This window comes from Arminella tubonensis (genome assembly GCF_003240585.1).
Classification (GTDB): Bacteria; Pseudomonadota; Alphaproteobacteria; order Rhizobiales; family Rhizobiaceae; genus Rhizobium; species Rhizobium tubonense.
Genome location: NZ_PCDP01000056.1, coordinates 15,381 through 36,787 on the forward strand (window position 1 = coordinate 15,381; position 21,407 = coordinate 36,787).

The 21,407-nt window shown below is 58.4% G+C and carries 12 protein-coding genes and 7 pseudogenes; 7 read left to right on the plus strand and 12 right to left on the minus strand.

The genetic code is table 11. The annotated features are described in order from the left end of the window. Nucleotides 1-898: 898 nt before the first annotated feature. From CPY51_RS24345 to CPY51_RS33585, 4 pseudogenes are all read right to left on the minus strand, one after another. Nucleotides 899-1,234, minus strand: a pseudogene (locus tag CPY51_RS24345) (UPF0149 family protein); the annotation flags it as partial. Further along, nucleotides 1,230-1,463, minus strand: a pseudogene (locus tag CPY51_RS24350) (transposase); the annotation flags it as partial. The pseudogenes CPY51_RS24350 and CPY51_RS24345, both read right to left, overlap by 5 nt. Before the next feature lie 120 nt (nt 1,464-1,583). Further along, nucleotides 1,584-2,246, minus strand: a pseudogene (locus tag CPY51_RS24355) (alkaline phosphatase family protein); the annotation flags it as partial. Continuing rightward, nucleotides 2,167-2,511, minus strand: a pseudogene (locus CPY51_RS33585) (transposase); the annotation flags it as partial. The pseudogenes CPY51_RS24355 and CPY51_RS33585, both read right to left, overlap by 80 nt. 663 nt (nt 2,512-3,174) lie before the next feature. Here CPY51_RS33585 and bcsA point away from each other — a divergent pair. The 4 genes from bcsA to CPY51_RS24380 are packed head-to-tail and all read left to right on the plus strand — an operon-like array spanning nt 3,175 to nt 10,683. Continuing rightward, nucleotides 3,175-5,415 (plus strand): UDP-forming cellulose synthase catalytic subunit, encoded by a 2,241-nt coding sequence (bcsA, locus tag CPY51_RS24365; protein ID WP_111162807.1) that lies wholly within the window; start codon nt 3,175-3,177, stop codon nt 5,413-5,415. Beyond that, nucleotides 5,412-7,784: a cellulose biosynthesis cyclic di-GMP-binding regulatory protein BcsB gene (locus CPY51_RS24370; RefSeq protein ID WP_111162808.1), complete on the plus strand. Its 2,373-nt coding sequence runs from the start codon at nt 5,412-5,414 to the stop codon at nt 7,782-7,784. The genes bcsA and CPY51_RS24370 overlap by 4 nt, the downstream gene beginning before the upstream one ends. Then, complete coding sequence (locus CPY51_RS24375) at nt 7,781-8,872, plus strand: family 8 glycosyl hydrolase (RefSeq protein ID WP_111162809.1); 1,092 nt, start codon at nt 7,781-7,783, stop codon at nt 8,870-8,872. Before CPY51_RS24370 ends, CPY51_RS24375 begins: the two co-directional genes overlap by 4 nt. Then, nucleotides 8,851-10,683, plus strand: coding sequence for a hypothetical protein (locus tag CPY51_RS24380; RefSeq protein WP_146260171.1), 1,833 nt, complete (start codon nt 8,851-8,853; stop codon nt 10,681-10,683). The genes CPY51_RS24375 and CPY51_RS24380 overlap by 22 nt, the downstream gene beginning before the upstream one ends. A gap of 572 nt (nt 10,684-11,255) precedes the next feature. Here CPY51_RS24380 and CPY51_RS32385 read toward each other — a convergent pair. From CPY51_RS32385 to CPY51_RS24410, 7 genes are read right to left on the minus strand one after another with little or no spacing between them, the layout of a single operon-like run. Then, the gene (locus CPY51_RS32385) at nt 11,256-11,453 is read right to left on the minus strand and encodes a hypothetical protein (protein ID WP_146260172.1); all 198 of its coding nucleotides are present in this window, start codon (nt 11,451-11,453) and stop codon (nt 11,256-11,258) included. Between the two features lie 3 nt (nt 11,454-11,456). After that, complete coding sequence (locus CPY51_RS33590; protein ID WP_244598775.1) at nt 11,457-12,062, minus strand: transposase; 606 nt, start codon at nt 12,060-12,062, stop codon at nt 11,457-11,459. Then, a complete protein-coding gene (locus CPY51_RS33595; RefSeq protein ID WP_338049445.1) occupies nt 12,041-12,193 on the minus strand; it encodes a hypothetical protein in 153 nt (50 codons plus the stop codon). Before CPY51_RS33595 ends, CPY51_RS33590 begins: the two co-directional genes overlap by 22 nt. 30 nt (nt 12,194-12,223) lie before the next feature. Beyond that, a complete protein-coding gene (locus CPY51_RS24395; RefSeq protein WP_111162812.1) occupies nt 12,224-13,609 on the minus strand; it encodes an ArnT family glycosyltransferase in 1,386 nt (461 codons plus the stop codon). Then, a complete protein-coding gene (locus CPY51_RS24400; protein ID WP_111162813.1) occupies nt 13,602-14,381 on the minus strand; it encodes a ChbG/HpnK family deacetylase in 780 nt (259 codons plus the stop codon). Before CPY51_RS24400 ends, CPY51_RS24395 begins: the two co-directional genes overlap by 8 nt. Continuing rightward, a complete protein-coding gene (locus CPY51_RS24405) occupies nt 14,338-15,318 on the minus strand; it encodes a glycosyltransferase family 2 protein (protein WP_111162814.1) in 981 nt (326 codons plus the stop codon). Before CPY51_RS24405 ends, CPY51_RS24400 begins: the two co-directional genes overlap by 44 nt. After that, a complete protein-coding gene (locus CPY51_RS24410) occupies nt 15,315-15,692 on the minus strand; it encodes a GtrA family protein (RefSeq protein ID WP_111162815.1) in 378 nt (125 codons plus the stop codon). Before CPY51_RS24410 ends, CPY51_RS24405 begins: the two co-directional genes overlap by 4 nt. A 633-nt stretch (nt 15,693-16,325) precedes the next feature. Between CPY51_RS24410 and CPY51_RS24415 the strand changes: the two are divergent. Further along, nucleotides 16,326-16,499, plus strand: a pseudogene (locus CPY51_RS24415) (DDE-type integrase/transposase/recombinase); the annotation flags it as partial. A gap of 138 nt (nt 16,500-16,637) precedes the next feature. Here CPY51_RS24415 and CPY51_RS24420 read toward each other — a convergent pair. Continuing rightward, on the minus strand, nt 16,638-19,793 hold the full coding sequence (locus tag CPY51_RS24420; protein ID WP_111162817.1) for an AAA family ATPase: 3,156 nt from the start codon (nt 19,791-19,793) through the stop codon (nt 16,638-16,640). Nucleotides 19,794-20,271: 478 nt separating this feature from the next. Between CPY51_RS24420 and CPY51_RS24425 the strand changes: the two are divergent. Together CPY51_RS24425 and CPY51_RS33600 are read left to right on the plus strand one after the other, a co-directional pair. Further along, a pseudogene (locus CPY51_RS24425) lies at nt 20,272-20,598 on the plus strand (IS110 family RNA-guided transposase); the annotation flags it as partial. 114 nt (nt 20,599-20,712) lie between these two features. Continuing rightward, nucleotides 20,713-21,032, plus strand: a pseudogene (locus tag CPY51_RS33600) (IS6 family transposase); the annotation flags it as partial. Nucleotides 21,033-21,407: the final 375 nt, after the last annotated feature.

Genomic DNA, 21,407 nt, shown 5'->3' on the forward strand with positions numbered 1-21,407 from the left:
TATCAGGTCGAGACAAGTGCTGCGACCACCGCGCTAATGAGCGCTGCGGCGAAAGAGGAGACGATCGCATTGGTATGATGAGCGGCAAAGTATCGTCTGAGCGAGGTACTCAATAGTCCTGCTAGAAATGTAGCTGCGACTGCTGACCACTCGCCTCCGAATCAAAGTGCTTCCATCGCGCCGGCTACCGCCGGGATAACCAGCCATCCGGCATATGGCGGCGGAGATGCCTCGATTACTTAGAGGCGCGTCATTGCCTCGCTCACGTCCAGCGTTTTAATAGGACACTCTTTGTGACCTTGGACAGATCGAACAGCCTTTGACGGCATATACGCGTCCGACAGCTTGCAGCCACCCAAAGCCGCGAAACGATCACCCTGGTTCGCTGACGAACACATTGGGCGTCCCGTACCAATGAACCAAGAGAAGCGGCGTATTCCGAGCAGTCTGCAGATCCTCGCCATTCTCGCTAGTGACCAGCCACTCCAAAAGCGTCCACCTGTAGTCATCAACGGCGATGTGAAGTAGCTTTTGAGGACCAGTGAGAGAAGCGAGCGACGCAAGGGCGTCTCGCCAAGGCTGCTGAATGTCTACCAGTAGGATCTGGCGAGCGCGGGATAAGACACCCCATACTTGGGTCTATGATTGGGACAACCACTGTATAATTTTGCAAGGCACGGCGGAATGGTAGGTTCTGATTGCCTCATCCTTTTCTAAGACGAGGCGTTCGGCACGGCCCCGGTATTTGTGCCCCCAGCATGCACCGAGGTCCGCGAATGGAATATCCGCTTTGACCGCCTCGACGCCGCCCGAGGCGGTCTTTTTTTGTCGTTCAAAGGTGAGTGCAACGAATGGCCCACGGCTTTCGTGAATGACGGAATAGGTTTCTGGCTCTCGGTCAGAACTTCTGCTTTGCCCTCTTCGGCATAAAGTAGGTTCGGATATTGACGAGTGCTTCGGCGACGTCAGCAGCATCCTGGCGGGTGGCTTTCCGTTTTGCCTCGCCGAGCTTGCGGATGGGTGCGATGATATCGCCAGTGACAGCATGACCCCGAAGGACGGGCTGCCAAAGCTTGGGCGCGTACCCTGTTCCCAGCAGAAAGCAGAGGTCTCAATCGAAGATATCAAAGGTCTGATCATCGATCCTGGTGAACCTGGGCCGGTGGTCTTTCGGTGTTTCGGACAGGCTCGCCGAGATGCGGTTATACTCCGCAACGATCGTCTGCACGGCCTGACACCATGCCCAGGGACAAGGCTGTCTCGATCGCAAGATCAGAATAGCGAGGCTGGCCACCACGGGTCTTGCGTCTTGGAGCTGACCACATCGCAAGCGCCTCCGGTGTCAGCCACAAGGTCAAGCCTCCACGTCGCCGAAGCCCCGCCTCATATTCCGACCAGTTCGTCACCTTGAACTTCATCTTGCCGATGTGATGACGGCGGGCGGCATTGCGTTTGAAAGGCATGACTGCGACAGACCGGCTATTGAGATCCCCGCTCGAATAAATCACGACAACTGAATGATCCGTGCACCAAAGCCGTTTGCCGCCGGAAATCTCTTTGCGCCAGCGCGGCACAAAAGTGGCCAGCATCGCGTCCATGGCAAACAGCGCATGATCCATTTCGCCACAATCATGACCATAGCGGTGTCCCATCGAATCAGCGTGCAGGTATGGAGAATGCCGTAGTCGATGCCGTGACGCTCTGCCAGCATAGTCAGCGTGGCAAACAAATCCGTATCGCTGGGCGTCATGGTTCTTGTGATCGTAGCCGGTCATCGTGTGAAAACGACCATGGGTGATCGGCCCGCCAGGTTCGTCATACTCGATGTCGCGGACGAGATCGAAGGGCACGCGGTTGAAGAACATCGACCAGAACGAATGCGTGACCGCACCTGTCTTGCCCCCCGCTTTCACAACTTCAGAAAATATGTCGGACTGTTTTACCCGAAACAGCGTTTCGTTGGAAACCACATGGTGGACCTGCGGCGATACGCCGGTGTGGATCGAGGCGTAACAAGAGGCGGAGGTCGAGGGCAGCACGGAGCGCATCTTCCAAACGCGCGCATCGCCCGACTGCACCCACCCTTCGAGGTTGCCCATATATTTGCGCCAGTTGCGGCATGGCAGGCCATCGAGGACAATAAGAAGAAGTTTCGAGCGAAGCGGCATCATAGGTTCCGTCGGCTGTGAACTGGTCAATTTCGCCGTCGATCTGGCTGAGCAACGGCTCCACCTGGGAAGGATCATCCGTGTCCTGGTCGGTCAGCCTTTGGGCAATGATCTCGCCACTATTGGCAAAAGCACTGCCGGATGGAATTTGCGCCATGTGGGGCGTGATCTTGGCGCCATGTTTCTCCTCCAGCCATTGCCCGGCGCCGTACACCCTTGACCCCGTGCTATCGACCAGCACATGCAGCGGACCCTCCGGCCGAGGCGGGTTTCCTCGGGCGGGTGGCCTCCATTTCTGTGCCGGGCGGCTCAGCGTCGTATGATCGGGGACGGGCATATCAAGTGGTTCTGTCGCAAACTTTTCACGGGATTTGCAGCCAGTTTGATCATGCCATAGATCTGGCCCGGGCCCGAAGATGAGCAGGCAGATTGAGTTTCCAGTCGCCGATACCAGCCAGATGTCGGTTGCAGCCTGCGCTTGCGCCTGCTTGATCAGCCAGGCGCAGAGGCGTCACCGTCAGCGACACTAGGCCAGACTGCGACGCTGGCAGCCATCGGCAAAAGACTGCATTGCAACAGGAATATTGGCGATAAAGTTGATTCTTATGTTCAATGCAACCGCTATGACGCAACTAAAATTGAATATAATAGGGAATGAGAGTATTTCTGGTCGATTATTCCAATGTTCACCCACCAAAGATTGAACTTCCAGCAGATCTTGTCAATTTAACCATGTTTATAGTTCATATTTGTTTCATCCCCGACAGATCTTGCAACTTAACTGTATTAATTAAGCGTATAATTTGGCCAAAATGCTTTTAAACTATCCAATTGCTGCTATGTGTGGCGATTTTTTCGATCTTTGATCAAATAAATTGCTTAATTACTCAAATTTAAATCAAAATGTCGAAATATATACCATCTTATGTTGCGTTGCAAAAAAACGGCAAAATGGATAACCTTTTGTTAACGCAACATCAGTCTCTACGTATCGAGGGTAGACAGGATGAGTAAAAAATTTTCCTTTGTCATCTGGGCACTTAGTTCCGCTCTAGCCGCGTTCCTTATAACGCAACCGCTAGGCAACTCAGTTCAAATAGTTCTTTCCGTATTCGTCATCGGCATCCTTGCCATGATAAGTATACTTCGGCTCGACGGTATTTGGCGACATGTCTTCCTGGCGCTCGGCACAGTCGTGGTGCTACGCTACGCCTATTGGCGAACGACAAGCACGCTTCCGCCGATCGACGACCTTTATTCGTTCATTCCCGGCATCCTGCTCTACGCGGTGGAGATGTACTGCATCGCTATGCTGGCTGCGAACCTGTTCGTGGTCTCGGACCCCTATGAACGGCCGCCAGCGCCGCGCTTAAAGGATGAAGATTGCCCGACGGTCGATGTTTTCGTGCCCTCCTACAACGAAAGCAGCGATATCCTCGCATTGACGCTCTCCTCGGCCAAGGCAATGCATTATCCGAAAGACAAGCTGAACATCTTCCTCCTCGACGATGGCGGCACTGATCAGAAGCGCAACTCTCCGAATCCGGAGGTCTCCGAAGCCGCCCACAAGCGTGCCACCGAGCTCAAGGACCTCTGCGCAGATCTCGGCGTCACCTACATGACCCGTGCCGAAAACGCCCATGCCAAGGCCGGCAACCTCAACAACGGCCTGATGCGCACAGACGGCGAGCTCGTTGTCGTCTTCGACGCGGACCACGCACCGGAGCGCAACTTCCTGCAGGAAACCATCGGGTACTTCTCCGAGAACGAGAAGCTCTTCCTGGTCCAGACGCCGCACTTCTTCTCCAACCCGGACCCGATCGAGCATAACCTCGGCACCTTCACCCACATGCCGTCTGAAAACGAGATGTTCTACGGCAAAATCCAGAAGGGTCTTGACCGCTGGAACGCCGCCTTCTTCTGCGGCTCGGCGGCAGTACTGCGCCGCGAGGCGCTCGACGAGGTCGGCGGTTTCTCCGGCGTCACCATCACCGAGGATTGCGAGACGGCGCTCGAACTGCACTCCCGCGGCTGGCACAGCGCCTATGTCGACAAGCCGCTGATCTCCGGCCTGCAGCCGGAAACCTTCTCCAGCTTCATCGGTCAGCGTTCGCGCTGGTGCCAGGGCATGATCCAGATCCTGTTGCTCAAGAACCCGCTTTTCAAGGCCGGCCTCACCCTGCCCCAGCGCATCTGCTACCTGTCGACGGCAATGTTCTGGTTCTTCCCGGTCTATTGCGCCGTGTTCTTCTGCGCGCCGCTGCTCTTCATCCTGTTCAACATGAAGTTCTTCGTCGCATCCTCGGGTGACTTCCTCGCCTATTCGGTCACCTACCTCGTCGTCACCGAGCTGATCCGCAACCATCTCTACGGCAAGGTTCGCTGGCCCTGGGTTTCCGAACTCTATTCCTACACCCAGTCAGTCTACCTGTTGCGCGCCGTCGTCAGCGTCATCGCCCATCCGCGCCGGCCGACCTTCAACGTCACAGCAAAGGGCATGTCGACCCGGGGCGATCGCCTGTCGGAACTGTCCCTGCCTTATTTCCTGATCTTCGCGGTTCTCGGCCTTACGCTCTTCGTGGCCGCCTATCGCTACAGCACCGAGCCTGAAATCAGCGGTCAGCTCTTGATCGTCGGCGGCTGGAACTGCCTGAACCTGATCATCGCAGGGGCAGCACTCGGCGTGGTCACCGAACGGCGCAACGATGTGGCCGGCATCCAGCTCCCGAGCAGCGCCAGCGTCCAGCTGACCTTTGGCGAAACCGTCCTCTCCGGCACGGTCATCGAAGCCTCGTCTGCGGGCGCCAGGGTGATGCTTGCGCGCAATGCCGGAACGGCGCTGCGCAAGGGCGACTACGGCCGCCTGTCGCTGACCTCGCCTTCAAGTAACCTGATCGTCTCCTCTATGCCGATCACGATCAGCGCCCAGGCCACCGGTGAGAACACCCCGACCGTCCTGAAGTTCGATCCTGAAGCGCATCACTACCCGATCATCTCGGAGCTGATGTTCCGCGATCTCGATCAGGTGCGCGCCCTCCGGGCAAAACGTCAAAAGCGCGTCAGCATGATTGGAAGCAGCTTGACCTTCATCAAATGGGCAATCAGCTGCCCGATCGCAGCACTCGGGCTCGCCATGTCCGGCGGTTCCTCAGACGGCGACGTCAAGCAGCAGAAGATCAGCCAGCCAGCCAATTCCAATGAGGTGCCGCTTCTGGTTTCCGTCAACGCAAAGGGAGGTGTCCTGTGAGCACGCTCGCCCGTTACAAGATCGCCATGGCCTGCGCAGCGCTCGGCATCCTGGCAACCAACAGCGCCGTGGCGCAGGAGCAGGGCTTCTCCCTCTCCGGCCTCGGCCCCAAGCCGGCAGCAACCGTCGCAGTGCCGGTGGAGATCAACGGCAACCTGCGCCGCATCGCCGCCGACCGCAGCGCCCTGTTCTTTAACGGCGAAAGCGCCAGCAACGAATATCCGTTCTACGCGCTTCCCTCCGAAATCGCCGGCTCCGCCAAGCTGATGCTGACACTGCAGACCGCCATCTCGGCCGCACCGGAGCGTTCCCAGATGCGCGTCTTCGTCAACGACCAGGAGTTGGGGACGGTGCGCCTCGAGGCCGGCGATCCGCATCGCGTCGAGTTCTCGGTGCCGAGCGGCCTCATCCAGCCGGGCTACAATGCCGTATCGATCCTCGTCGACCAGAAGCACCGCGTCGACTGCTCGGTCGATGCCACCTACGAACTCTGGACGCAGATCGATCCGGAACGCAGCGGCTTCGTCTTCGCCAACGCGTCGAAGCCCGACGGCAATTCCATGCCCGACCTGATCGCACTCGGCGGCCTGGCCAACGGCCGCACCCCGATCCGCGGCCACGTGCTGCCGGGCGCCCCGCGCAGCGACATCAACCGCACCATGGCGGCCGTCCAGTCGCTCGCCCTTCTCGGCAGCTTCGACCATCCCACCGTTCAGATCGCAACCACCCAGAGCACTGAGCCCGGCATCGACGTCGTCGTCGGCACCTACAGCACGGCGGGTGACATCCTCGGCGACAACCCCGACGGAAAGAGCATCAAGGACGGCATCAGCATCCTCTCGTCGGCCGACGGCAAGCGTAAGACGCTGCTGGTCACCGCGCGCACCGCAGAGGACCTGGACAGCTCCGTCACACTGCTGACGGCCATGGCCGAAAAGCAACAGCATGACGGTACGCCACAGGGTTTGCGGGCACTGATCAACATGAAGGGACGGCTGCTTGCACCGGCGACGCAGGTTCCGCTGCGCAATCTCGGCTTCATCACCGAGCCCTTCACGGGCCGCTTCTATAGCCAACAGGTCAATTTCTCCCTGCCGTCCGACTTCTATCCGGGAGACTATGCGGCCCTCGTGCTGCACCTCAATGCACAATATGCAGCTGGCCTTTCCAAGGACGCCGAGCTGATCGTGCGCGCCAACAGCGAGACGGTCGCTGACATCCCCCTCGGGGCCGGCCGCAACGGGCTGATCCAGGACCAGAGCCTACCGATCCCGCTCAACAAGCTGCGACCGGGCGAAAACACCATCCAGATCGAAGCCCGCCTGCCGACGCCCAGCGATGCGGTCTGCGAACCGGTCGCCAGTTCCCAGGAGCGGCCGCGCATGCTGATCCTCGGCGACAGCTATCTCGACGTGCCGAACTTCGCCCGCGTCGGACGCTACCCCGACATCGCCGCGCTCGTTTCGGGTTCGTCGCTCCAGAAGCAGGCAAATGCGGCATCGCCGCTGCCGGTCTTCGTGCCGAACTTCAATCCGGCAGCGCTGGACGCCGCCGGCTCCTTCCTGGCCAAGATGGCCTATTCGTCAGGCCATGTGCTGTCCGTCGACGTGACCCCGTCGATACCGGATGTACAGCAGCCAACCATGATGGCCTTCGGCACCTATGGCGATCTACCGCGAGACATGCTCGACAAGGTTGGCCTCGAGCTGCAGGGCATGGCCGGCGGCCCGGCGTTTTCACCCGGCGAACCGGGTCCTGCCGCCATCGTTCCGTCGCTGTCGCTCGCAGCCGCATCGGCCCTCGACGCGCAGCCCGAGACGAAAACCGCCGACGCTTCACCTGCCGACGGTGTACAGGCGCGGCTGTCCGCCACGGTCGGACATCTCGGCGACAGTGTCATCGCGATGAAGGACGAGATGGCATCCTATGCCAATGTGATCGTCTCCCGACTGCGCTTCCGCGCCAACACCGCCGGCGGCACGGACGGCAAGCGCTTCCAGCCCTCGGGCAACGCGGCGTTCCTAATCGCCCAAAACGAGGTCGACGCAGGCGGTGCCTGGACGATCGTAACCGCGCCGACGAGCGCACAGCTCTCGGCCAATGTCGACGCCATCATGGGTCGCGCCACCTGGAGCCGCCTCAACGGGTCGATCCAGTCCTTCAGCGCCAGCGGCCAGGTGGTCGACGAAGTCGAACCGACGCGCGTGGCACTGTTTCAGACACAGGCGGCATCCGTGGGCAATCTGCGGCTGGTGGTGGCTGGCTGGTTCTCCAACCACGTCTGGGAATACACGCTCGCCCAGATCGGTGCTGCCATCCTGCTCGGCATCTCGACCTTCCTGCTCCTCAAGCTGGGACGGGCACGATGATCGGCAAGGGCGTCTACAACAGGCTGTTTCTGCTTGCCGGTGTCCTGACCTGCTCGCTGGGCATGGCGGGCACCCAGAGCAGCCAGGTCTTCATCCCCTCGGACTTCGTGTCGGGCGCCTGGCTCCTCTACCGCGACAAATACGTCACGCCGGAAGGCCGGGTTGTCGACACCAGGGCAAACGACATCAGCCACAGCGAAGGTCAAGGCTACGGCATGCTGATCGCGGTGGCCGCCGATGACCGCCACAGCTTCGATCGCATGTGGGCCTGGACGAAGGCGAACCTCTACGTCAGCACCGACGGCCTTGCCGCGTGGCGCTGGGACCCGGCAGCCACGCCGCACGTGACCGACACCAACAACGCCACCGACGGCGACCTGCTGATCGGCTGGGCGCTGTCACAAGCGGCACAGAAGTGGGGCGGGGACGGTTACGGCGACGCGGCAAAGCACATCGCCGACGCTATCGCCAGCAAGGTGGTGGTCGACACGAGCTACGGCAAGGTTCTGCTGCCCGGGGCCCACGGCTTTTCGCCGGCCGACCAGCCGGACGGCCCGGTCGTCAACCTGTCCTACTGGGTCTTCCCGGCCATCCGCGATTTGGGCGTCGTCTCCAGCTCGTTCCCCGCGGCCGCACTGATCAAGACTGGGCTGTCCCTGACGAGAACGGCACGCTTCGGACCGGCTCACCTGCCCTCCGACTGGGTGTCTCTGCACGGCAAGAAGCCGCAGCCGGCAGCCGGCTACCCTGCGCAGTTCGGCCATGACGCTATCCGCGTTCCGCTCTACGTCGCCTGGTTCTCGAGGGACTATCCCGACATCCTGGCAACCTTCGCCGATGTCTGGCGCCAGCCCGCCGACAATACCATGGCGGTGATCGAGCTTGCCACCGCCACACCGATTTCCGGCATGCCCGATCCGGGCTACGCGGCCGTCGCCGATCTCGTCTCGTGCAGCCTCGGCCATGAGACGACCGCAAACCGTGCCGCCGCATTCGAAACGACGGACTACTATCCGTCGACCCTGCATCTCCTCAGTCTCATTGCTCTTGCAGAAAGGTATCCCCGATGCTTGCCAGATCTTCAGTGAAAGCGGTCCTGCTCTGCAGCTGCGCCATCTTCTTGCTGCCCAACCTCTCCACCGTTACGACCTCGCAGGCCGGCAACATGACGCCGTTTGCCACGGTACAGCCGGTTATCCTCGCCCCGTCCGGCGCCGACGCGATGGTGGTTATGCCTCAGACGCTCGTGACGACAGCCGCGCCGAGCGCAGCCGCCACCTCGACGAACGTGGTCATGCCGTCGGCTGCACCAGCCGCGCAGGCCCAACCTGTCATCGCCAACGTGGCTCCGGGCGAGAACCCGTTTGCCCCCACACCCGCCGCAGAACGCGTGGCGCGTACCGCCCCGGCTCCGCAGCCGGCAACTGCCGATGCGACAGGCGCAGTGGCCGCGACAGCAGCACCGGCCGCACCGGCTGCAGCCGCTGGCGCAAACCCATTTGCCCCGGCCGCAGTCCCAGCGCAGGCAGCCTTATCGGGTGGCGCACCGGCCGCGGTAGCGCCTGCCAAGGTTGACGATACGGCGCTTCGCTACTATGCCGCCAACCGCGACTTGAAGCGCCTCGGTGCCGAACTGCGCCGCCTGAAAGCCCTATACCCGGATTGGGAAGCGCCGGAAAACCTTTTCGACCAGACCGCATCCGTTGAAGAGCAGCCGCTCTGGGATATGTACGCCGCCGGCAACTACACGGGCGTGCGTGCCGAGCTCGCTCGCCTGCAGAGCAGCAATCCGCAGTGGAAGCCTTCGACGGATCTCCTGAGTAAGCTTGCGATCGCCGAATCCCGCAAGCTCGTCGATCGTGCCTACGGCCAGGCGAGCTGGCAGCAGGTCATTACCACGGCTCAGCAGCAGCCTGACCTTCTCGTCTGCGGCGAGTTGAACACGATGTGGCAGGTCGGCGAGGCGCTGGCGAAGACACGCGACTTCTCGCATTCCTTCGAGCTCTACAAGTATATCCTGACGCACTGCGACGCCGCACCGGACCGCCTGGCGACGATGCAGAAGGCAAGCCAGCTGCTGCCGGAAGCCGGCACGACCTCGCTGCTCGCCTTCGGTCGCACCATGCCTGACGGCACCTCGGAATTTGCCAACATCGCCTTTGACGGCGTGCGCAAGCGCATGGGCCAGGTCGCCGCCGGGGACCAGCTGGCCCAGAAGCTGACCGACACCGAGCTGCAGTCCTTCGCCGCCTTCGTGGAGTCCACGCAGTCGCAAGCTGATGCCGGCCTGTTCGGCTGGTACTATTACGGCCAGAAGCAGTGGCAGGCCGCAAACGCCTGGTTCTTCACCGGCACGCACTACGGCAACGACCCGAAGAACCTCGAGGGCATGGTGCTGACCCTGCGCAATCTCGGCAAGGTCGGCGATGCCTTCCAAATCGCCTCGCAATACATGGGCTCCTCCGAAGACCTGCGAAAGGAATACATCGAGATCGTCGCGAGCGCGCTGACGCAAAAGGAGGTTGACCTGAAGCTCTCCGACAAGGATATCTTGACCTTCAAGACGGCAGTCTATGCCGCCAAGTCGGCTCTCGGCGCCCAGGCCCTCGGCTGGAAAGCCCTGGATGAAGCCGGTGTCAAGGATGCGGCTCCTCTCTTTGCCCAATCCATGGAATGGGACGTGACCGAAGGCGGCGTGCTCGGCCTGGCGGTGGTCTCCGCCCGCACCAAGGACTACATCAAGCTCGCCTTGCTCAAGTCGGAATATGGCATGACCTACGGCGATCTCAACAACTTCAAGACTTACAGCCGGGCCAAGCCGCGCCCGCGCATGGCACGTGTCGTCGTACAGAAGAAGCCGGAGCGGCCGAAGAGCCTGCTGGCCGCCCTGTTCGACTAGGCTGCCGATCCTCTCCGATCCCCATTGACCGCCGGCACCGGCGGTCGATCTGTTCTTGCCCGTTTGCATCCGGTGAACGCCGCTTACGCGCAGTCCAGCGGCAGTGCGCGGTCTCTTCAGCCTTCGAAATTGCCCGCCGGTCGATGTCGGCGATCGGACCGGACTGCGTAGGCTGCCAACACAGCGCGTCCCTTGTCTGCTGACTGAGGGCGCGAGCGTCAATGGCGGCGAATTGGGCGAACCAGCCGAAGTGTTCCGCCATGTGCAGGATCGAACCGCTCCTGGACGGATTGCCACCGATCACTCTCCGCCCACATCTGTTGAGCATCCGTGGTCAACGGCAACGCCACGCTCGGATAATCTTTTCCTAATCACCATAGGACACCCAATATCTGACCTAAAAAATCACCTCGTTCGGGTGGTGATTGCCTTTGAAATCGACCATGATCGGGGAACTTAACATGCCTGCTAGCCGTCGGCGCGAATGCCGGCGGCTCTTGATCGCTATCGCCAGCCGACTTAAGGGCCGCATGCTCGACGACGGCGTTGACAGTCAAGGACCGTCGATTGAACTAAAAATCTTCTTCTTCGCTCAATATCCGGATGAACAAGCAATATACCAAGAAGCCAAACAGCAGCGCCCAGAAGCCAGGCACTAAAATGTGCGAGATCCATCTGTGGTGAAAGCTGAGACCGTCTATTTTGATGACTCCCAGCGCAACGAGAAACGCAGGAAGCAACGCGAGAAGGCGGGTATCAATGTTTTTCACGGCTCAATCCTTTAACTCAACGATCTCCCCGACGGGATCACATCGCATCTTCACATGAACTGAGGCTGAAAAGCCCGCGCCAGCGAGATCACAAAAGGAGCGAATAGCGCGGCCGCGACCGAGGCTAATCTGGATTTGAAGTGAGATGACTAGGCGGCCTAAAGTCCTTCCCCAAAGACCTAGGCCACCTAGTCGATGGCTGCACCGGGCGTGAACCACAACTAAGATACACCAGATGGCGGCGACGTGGCGGTCGCGAACAGATGGGGCCAGCACCGATTGAGGGCTGGGAACCGCAGTCTTGGGCGGGATAATGATTTTGACAATCTCACCAAAGCGTTCGGCCAGAAGATCACGGGTAGGCGCTCCATCGTAGGCGCCAGCGGCAATAAACGTGTCGACGGGGCCACCGATCTGGTCCAGAAGGTCTGGCAAGGCCGCCGGATCGCCGACATCATCCGCGGTCAGATCGGAGCAAACAATCTCTCCAATGACAAGATCAAGACCAAGGTGAAGCTTGCGCCATCGTTTGCGTCTTGCCCTGGATTTGTGCTTGTTTTCTAGCCACCCGCCCTCGCCGAAGACCTTCAGGCCTGTGCTATCGACCACCAGATGGGCCGGCCTGATGTTTTGGTTCGGGACTTTGCTGACGGCAATGCCAGCCCTTTGCTCCGGCGCGACAGGGTGGAGAAGTCCGGCACCGAAATCTCCATGCTCATCAGCGTCGCGAGACTGCGCATCAGACCTTGGGGTCCTTCAGGTCCGTGCACTTAACGCCTCACGAACAGAAAAAATCTTTCATCCTCGGCTATGGGTTCAAGAATATTGCCGATACGCGCAACTAACGCGTCGCGCTCATCTTCACGCACCAACACGCCATCGCCAGGGGCTAGCCATCCCGCTAACTCCCCCATCGTTTTCAGCTTAGTGATCTTGCCCTTGCTGTAGAACTCGGCTGAAAAACTACGCGAATCGAGTATGGCAAGACGACCAGGTCCGGAATAAGCTGCTACGAGACCCGTTTCGCTGGGCAAGAGTGAGCTATTGACAACCCGAAGAGACACGGTAGTTATGCCGATCGCGGCCACTATCATTTCCGCCACGCCTAGCTTCAGCCAGCCCACCCCAGAAGGTTCTGTCCGGGTCCACAGGATCACAGCAAGCATCGCCGCTGCAGGCACCCCCGGAAGCACATATGCAAGAAGGATATTTGCTGCTGCGGTGAAGAATACCAACGGTGTCAGCGCGAATAGGAACAGATATAGATACAGCCCCTCGCCGTCTGCCAAGCCACTCTTCCGGAGCCGCCGAAGCAGAAGGGGCAACAGCGGGCTCCAAGGTAAGGTAGCCACGACCCAGAACAACCAGATGGTACCCTTGGGATGCGCACGCCCCGCACCGTAAAGATCGCCCTTCCAGCCGGGTTGCAGGAAACGCTGGATGTGCTCGCCGATCAGGAAATAGCGTAGAAAACCGGGTGTCGCTATTTCCGCCAAAGCGTACCAGGGTATGACCAACACTGCGCATAACGCCACCCCGCCAACCCAGGGCAAGCGACGGAGGTCTTTCCAGTTACCGCGCCAGAACATCCAGATAAGGATAGGGGTCAATGCGAGAACGACCGCAACGGGTCCTTTGCCCATGAGCCCGATAGCAATTCCCAGAAAAAACAACCAGCCCCAGCGGCTGCGGCCTTTCAGTCCGCCGTAAAAGCCGGCCATGCTAGCGACGACGCCGAGCGTTAGCACCATATCGGTCTGAACGAAGGCGGCAGAAACGAAAAACAGACCGGAGCTGGCGGTAACCAGTATCGTTACCCCCGCCGTTTTGCGGTCGGTCAAAGTGCAGCACCATCGCCAAAGGATTGTCAGTGTTGCCATTGTCGCCAACAATATTCCAAATCTTGCGGCAAACGGCGTTGCGCCGAAGGCCGCGATCCCCGCCGCCGACAGCCAAGTATGCAGTGGCGGCTTGGCCCAAAATGGGACACCATAGTCAAATTGTGGTGTGATCCAGTTGCCGGTTTCGACCATCTTACGAGCGATTTCGGCATAACGTGCTTCAGTCGGATCGGTCAGCGGCACCCAAATCATCGCCAGCAGCCGCACGGCGAACAGTAACATTAAGCCCCAAAGAATGCCCCGGTTCTTAATCATATATAGTGCTTCCAGTCAGGAATTCTGTTTCGGCCGCCCGGCTTTCGGGCGCATGGCCAGCGCATTGCATCGGATCGGTTGCGTCTCCAGGATGGAACATCATCAGGCAATCTGGCTCCGCCTCCGACAACAGACGCGGTAGCCACATCCGAACGTCGCCCGGATCACCGAGACGGAGAAAACCGGAGAAATCTTTGTTCGTCTGTAGGTCCGCTCTAACGAATATGGCCCGTGCCCGCGCTGCCATCGCCATGATGATCAATCCCTTCGCGCCCCCTGCCCGAAGATTGCGCCACCGCGCGGCCCAGGTAGCAGGCAATGGCACGCGCACCCAAGTTCGCGGTGCACGTGGCAGGCGCAATACGAGTGGTGCGATTGCAGGGAAACAATGGCAATGCTGATGGCCGTCGTAAAAGTCAGGCAACTTTCCGAAGAGTGAAACGAACTTATTGGACTGCCGTATCAGCGATGCTTCAATATCATGAAGTAGCTGTGGGCCAAGCGTCGGCCGCATCAGCGAAGCTAGGGACCAAACAGGGGCACCTTCGCCGAAGGCCTGCGTAAGGTTCAAATGCAATCCAACCTTCGCGCCAGCATCCTGCAAGGCCCGCAGTCGCACTATGTCATCATGCCTGATTGCATCGTTGATCATCACCGAGGTGCCATCAAGCCGTCCACCCTCGATGAGCTCAAGGATGATGCGATCATGCCCGCGCCCCAACCCGAAATCATCCGCGATCCGCAACGTTTTTTTCCTTGCGGCTGATGTCATCGGACAGGATGTAGATCGGACGTTTCTTGGCCTCCAATACGGATCTTCCGACATATTCCCCCAGCAGGCCCAGAAACATCATCTGGACGCCTCCGAAGAAGGCGATCAGTGCAAGAACCGAGACAATACCGGTCGGAACGGAAGGAAAAAGGAAGTGCTGAATGACGACATAGATGCCGTAGAGTGCACTTGCAGCAGCAACGATGATACCAGAAAGGGCCATCAGACGCAGCGGCATGGTGGTAAAACTGGTGATGGCGTCAAGCGTCATCAGCAGAAGTCGGAGCGGACTATAATTGCTCTCGCCACGGAGACGTGGAGGCGGCTCAAGGGGGAGACCGGTTTGGCGAAATCCGACCCAGCCGTAGAGGCCCTTCATGAACCGGTTACTCTCCGGCAGACTTCGCAAAGCATTCATGAAACGTCGATTGACCAGGCGAAAATCACCGGCGCCGGGCGGGATATCATAACGAAGGTCGCGATTGATGACCCAGAAGAAAATTTTTGACAAGGCAGCCTTAACCGGCCCCTCGGACCTGAGACGGCTAGGCTTGTAGGCATAGACGCTGTCTATATCTTCAGTCAGCCAGATACGAACAAAATCAGCGATCATCTCCGGCGGATGCTGAAGATCTGCATCCATCAGAACTGCGGCGTCGGCGTATTGGGCGGCATCAATGCCCGCCGATAGCGCCGCCTCTTTACCGAAATTGCGTGAGAATCGAAGAAGGCGCGTCAGACGCGTTCCAAAGTCATATTCTTGCAGCAGAGCAAAACTGTCATCGCTGCTTCCATCGTCGATAAAGATGTAATCGATGATGAGCGAGAACTCTCCAGTGAGGATATCCGATATCGCGCCGAGCCGATCTAGCAGATCAGGCAGACCGTCAGCCTCGTTATAAACTGGTATGATAACGGAAAGATTCTTGATCGTCATGGTTGATTCGTTGGGAATATCACAGCCGAAGACACGACAAAATTGATCATTGAGGCCAATCCGATTGCCAGCAGGAGTGCTGCAGCAAGCGGCAGCCCCGCATAAAGGCCCATCTTCAGCAGCAAGGTGCGCATCACAAAGACTAAGCCGGACCACAGCATGAAGAGAAAAAATCTATGGCGTACACTAACGCGCTCAGGAAATGTTATTCGATCATGAAAGAAGAATGTGACCGATGCACTTAGGATCATTGCCAATCCGAGCGCGATAGTTGGGGGCAAATCCGCAAGATCGCTTGTAATCAGCGTAATGGTATAATCGATTGTAGCGCCGATCGCGGAGCCGCCGGCAAAGAGAGAATAGCGTTTCAACATGAGCGAAGTCTGCCTGCATTTGTCGGCAGCAATTCCGAGAACCGTGTGTCCGCGGTCCCGGATTGGTTCTCCGTAAAACTATCACGGCGACGCTGACAGCCACCTGAAGGCATTGGATTATCGGTATTCCGTCGCTTGGACCGACATCGACCAAGTGGGCCTATACGAAACAATAGATCGTAGCCCAAGGTCCCCGAGGTTTTTGCTGGAGGGCGAGCGGCGTAGTTTTCCTCAGCCGCGCACTCAATCAGGGAGCCCATCTGCAAATGGAATTGGAGCCACTCGGCGAGGTACGGCCCGTCCTTTTTAACCACTGTTGCGCAAACGAGGTAGTTGGAGTTTGGAGAACGCAAAATCTGAGACAGTTCGATTGGAGCATGCAAAGCAAAATGCTTTTTTGTGGCGAGATTTTTTTGCCGAATCATTCTTGTCAGCGCATTCCAAGATTGCATTAGGTTTACTCAGTTTGCGGCAGTCGGATAACGTCTTTACCTATTGGAGAGCATAGCGGTCTGACCTGAGGCGAGAATGAAGCCGATGTGATTTGAAGCCGATGTGATTTCAATCCGAAGGATTAGGCAAATCAGGTGGCGCAATTAGAATTTCGGATCATGTCCCAGGATGGCGAGGACACGGATTTCTACTTCATGCCGCTCTTCCTGGCGGATGGACGGGACCCCATATCCGGGTGAAGGCAAATGGACCTGTTTCTATCGTGCTGTCGGCAAATTCGGCAAAACCCTTGATTTTATGCTGTCCGAGCACCGCGATGAGGCTGCTGCCAGCGGCTTCTCCGCTGGCATGATTGTGAAGCCGGAAACTCTAGCCTCCGGCGGTCCAACGTTTGGGAGCGGTTCAAAGAACGCCGAGGCTCTAGTCGCTGCTGGATGAAAGTTCAGTGGCAGGTCATCAACAGTCGCTTTCAAGCGTCCTCGCAGACACCCCCTAAGACAGCATCGCCAGCGAATGTCTTCCCCTGACCTCCCAACACTGGGCTCCTTGGGCTACGGCGAAATCTATGGCCGCCGAAATGGCTTTCTCGGCAGCGCCCCGTTTGTTCGCTGCTTTAAGAAGTTCTCCACGCAACCGCAGAAGCTCTGCGGTGTAGTAGTGCTCTCCCGTGCGATCGGAGAGCACCAATCCTTGGTCGACTGCGGCGGTCGCCTCATCAAGACGTCCCATTCGAAGATAGCTGTCGGCGAGGACGCCGAGATAGCAGGTCTTGTCGACTTCCTGTTCTCCCATGTTGTCCACGATGTGCTGCATTTGCGCGAGACCGGAAGGATCTTGGCGGTTAACCGCCTTGGCCCAACTGGAAAAGAAGCTCGCCAGGTTCAGCCAGAGCTGGAATCCATTGCGCGTCGCAAGCGGCACTAGCTCGTCAGAGAGCCTCTGGAGCGTGTCGAAATCCTGACGGAGACACGTCAAGATGCAGCCGAGCCCCAAACAGGCGGCTAGGCGATAGTCGCTCTGACCGCGTGTGTCTCGTTCAGCATCGAAGAACAGCCCCATGGCCTGATCTTCCGCGCCGAGCATAAGAAGCGTCCACGAAAGATAGATCATGGACATGCTTGGAAAGTCGCTGCCGACGTTGTTGGCGTGTTCACGATGGGTGAGAGCTTCCTCGAGCGAGTGCCGCGCTTCAACAAACCTACCGCGCGCGAAGGCGCACATGCCGCCGAATTGAAGTCCCAACACCAGGGCCTTGACACTACTCTCCCTGAGGCCGATCTCCTTGAGCTGCTTGCTCGACCACTCGGCATCCGAAAACCGAGCGGAGTTGAACGCAGTCCCGAAGAGGCCGTCCAGCGCACGGATTGCGGCCTCGGTATTGCCGGTCGTCTGGCTAAGATGCATGACATTCCGGTACGCCGCGCTTCCGTCCGCCGTCATGTATCCATATGCGGCATAGAGGACGTCTCCTCTTTCGATGTCCAATTCAAGCTCGCGTGTGTCGCGGGCGGGCGACGACGGCATTCTGCGAACAGATTCTATGCCCTTGGCGAACATGTTTGCAGCTTCGATTTTGGCCCATGTCGCCCCAAGTTTCCGACCGGCGGTAAGCCAATAGTCGGCGGCCCGCTCGAAAAGCGTCGCGGCATCGTAGTGTTGCGCAAGGACTTCCGGGTGCTCCACTACCGTCCGAGGGTCGACCAGCTCGATCGCCTGGGCCACGCGGGCGTGAAGCTCCCGACGCCTGTCGCGCAGCAAAGCGTCGCAGGCGGCTTCCTGAAGCAGGCTATGGGTGAACGCGTAGCGCGGCCAATTGCTGAAGGGTTGTGGGGCGACGAGGCCCACATCGACGAGTTGATCGATCTGTGGTCTAAGGACTTCGGAGGAAACCCCGACAACATGCGCGAGGGTGTTTAAGTCAAACTCTCGACCAATTACTGCCGCCGTCTGCGCGACCGTTTTTACACCCCCTAGCTTGTCCAGGCGGGAGAGCAGCGCAGACTGCAAAGAAACTGGCACCTTGATCCTAATGTCGCCACTGGTTGGCACATGCTCCGAGGCGGCGGGCGTCAGTTCCACGGCGGACCGAACGAGCTCCTCCAGGAATAAAGGCACACCTTCCGCCTTGGAGAGAAGGGTCTTGACGACATCATAGCCGAGATTGGAACCTTCCCTCAGTTCCTCGATCATTTCGCCGGCTTGAGCTACCGAAAGGCGCGCAAGCTTCAGATGGTCAACCTTGCCTGTTTCTTCCTTCCTGCCGAAAAGGCTGTTGCGGGAGGTGACAAGAAGCAGCATCGCTATGTCAGGAATTTGTTTCACCAAGGTCTGCAAGAGCTTTTGCGAGGAGGGATCGATCCATTGCTCGTCCTCGATCAATAGCATGAGCGGATCGCGGCTCGCCAAGTGGCGAAACCAGTTCGTGAACACATCGGTGATCGCGGCCTCCTGCTCATGGGAGCCAAGTTCGGATGGCGAGTAGCCCGCCTGTTCGAGGTTGAGAAGCCGCGCAAAAATGGGATAGGCTACCGAGAGAGGGATATCGGTGAGCGAAAGAACAGAGTTCAGCTTGCTTGAGGCGAGCGGCTGCGGCTCGTCGTCGGAGATATCCGCCTCGTGTTTCAACAGTCGCAGAAACGGATAAAGCGCGCTGTTCGAAAATGCGGGCGAGCATTGAGCGATCATTGCCCTCTTTTCCGGTAAGCGTCTGCGCATTTCGAATAGCAGCCTAGATTTGCCAATGCCGGGCTCGCCGCTGATTGCAGCAACGCGACCTCGACGGCTGCTTTCCACGGACAACCACAGGGCCGCAAGGCGCTCAGTCTCTGATTTCCTTCCAACAAGCCGGCTTAGCCGCGATTCGCCGGAAAACCGGTAATTGTTCACTAGCGGTTTGACGGCGCGCAGAATACGGATCGCCTGGGCAAACCCCTTAGCATTCCTCATTCCCAAATCCACGAACTCGAACTTGCGAAAGGTTGCATCGAAGGTGTTCTGGTCGAGGAAGGCCGTATCCTGCTCTGCTAGCGTCTGCAGTCGCTGTGCGAGATTGGGAACGGGTCCGAAGGCGACCGTCGACACGCCTGCTGGAGCGCCATCGATGTCGCCGACAACGACAAGCCCACTGGCGATGCCGATCCGCACGTGGAGTTTCGATCCGTCCGGTGACTCTATTTGGGGGACGGCGGCGATCACGTCGAAGGCCAGTTGCAGTGCGCGTTCGGCGTCGTTCTCTTCCGCGACGGGATATCCAAACAGGACTTGAAAAGCATCCCCGATATAGTTGGCGACGAATCCGCCATGCGCTCGTGCGAGCGCGCTGCATCGAGCTAAATAGGCCTGTGTAAGCTGGCTGAAGTCTTCGGGATCCAGTCGGGATGCGTATTCGGTCGATCCGACCATGTCGCAGAAAAAAATAGTCAACTGACGCCGTTCCATGGGGTTTCGATTTTCCGGAGAGATCCGCGCCTTCGGCATTTCAGCAATCGCGACAAGGAGCTTGCGTCTAGGACCCATGGGGATGCGCAATTCGCGTAAATCCCGCTCCGTGAGCAGGGCCAGGCACCCCAGATCAATCTGCGCGTCGTCGAACTTGTCGGCGAGGTTCTCGAGCCCGATTTTGATAAGCCATCGCCTGACATCGCTCATTGCTGCTGCGTCCAATGGGTACCGAGAGGCCACCACCTTAACTTGCGTTTTTCCGAAGTTCAAGCTACTCAATCAATAGGAGTCACTCAAACAATTTGAACGTGTTTTTTCGCTGTGCGCGGCGAACGCGCGTATTCGCAGTGCCATTATCTCAAATTCAGCGTTGTCACGTCGGCTTTCAAGCACGACCTTAAAACACAAACCAAGGTTTATGTTTTAAGCTGCCTATGAAATTTGTAATCTACTACAGGGTTTCACAAAGCGCCAAGGCAGCTCAGGTACAGCCTGGCTTGAGGTTGAAAATTGTTGTCGTTTTGCAGCTAATTTGGGTCTTCCTCGCTCAGCGAGATCAAATGAGTGGCAATATCAGCACTAGCAAAACGCAGAAGTTGTGCCCGACCCGACTCTTCACACAGACATCAAGAGATGGCGGACAGAAATTCTTCCGTCTTTGCGAGTTTCGCCACGGTGCCGGCACGCCGACCTGTTGCCGGAGGCCTGGGCACCCGGCGAACGCGCCAGAGAATTGCGCGTCGCCCTGCGCGAGGGGATGTTTTACGTGCGCCTGCGCACGATGACCAAGAACCGCATCGTCACCGTGCTTGATCGCTATCCGGAGCAGACGGCGCAGTTGAAGAAGCTTGGCGACCTGTTCGGCAAAGCCGGCCGCGTCCAATTGGCTCAAGTGAACGTCTCACAGATCGACCGCATCCAGATCGACCGTGGTCTCGCCTTCATCGGCGACATCGATGTGCAGATCAAGCAGTCGGAGACGAGGATCCGGGCAATGACCAAGGCCAGAGCCGGGCGAAGAACTTACCGATGCCGGAGATCGTCTTTAACAGCTTCACATTGGCAGACTCGGGCCTGACGCATAACGCAGCGCCATTGAGGCGTTTCGTCGATCTCGGCATCGATCATCACACCGCCTGTCATGATCACCGATAAGCTCAGATCCTACGACGCAGCCAAAAGGGAAATCATGCCCGGTATCGGGCTCGTTCGCATAAGGGTCCGAAACATCAGGCGGAGAATTCGCATCTGGCTGTTCGACAACGAGAGAGAGGCAGGATCCGGTTCAAATCGGCACGACAATGCCAGCGCTTCGTCTCCATCCATGGTCCAATCGCAAACCTCTTCCATCTTCACCGCAAGCGGACGAGCACTGCTGACCATCGCCAACTGCGAAACGCCGCCATGAGCACGTGGCACGAAATTACCCTGTCAACCGCGGCATAAACCGGCCCCATCGTGGCCGTCCTCTGCCCGACCCAAGTTAAGGCGACGCTACCACGCCAACCCCTGCCGCAGTGATTGATATTCCTGCCCTCATAAGTTGCGTGCGGGGTCAAGAACGCCGAATGCTTGGCGAAATTAAGTGCCTTTGCAGGAACAAGATCTGGTCAAGCTGCGATGTACGACATCCCCCCTTTTGCGCGCTTAACTGGCGAGTCATGGTAGGGAATGGATGAAATTAACATTCCTTATGACCTGCCACTGCGAATTTCCTCCAAAATTGATTAGAGTTCGGCCTGACGAAGGACGGACGAATGAAGAAGCAGAGATTTACGGAAGAGCAGATCATCGGTGTGCTGCGTGAGCAGGAGGCTGGCG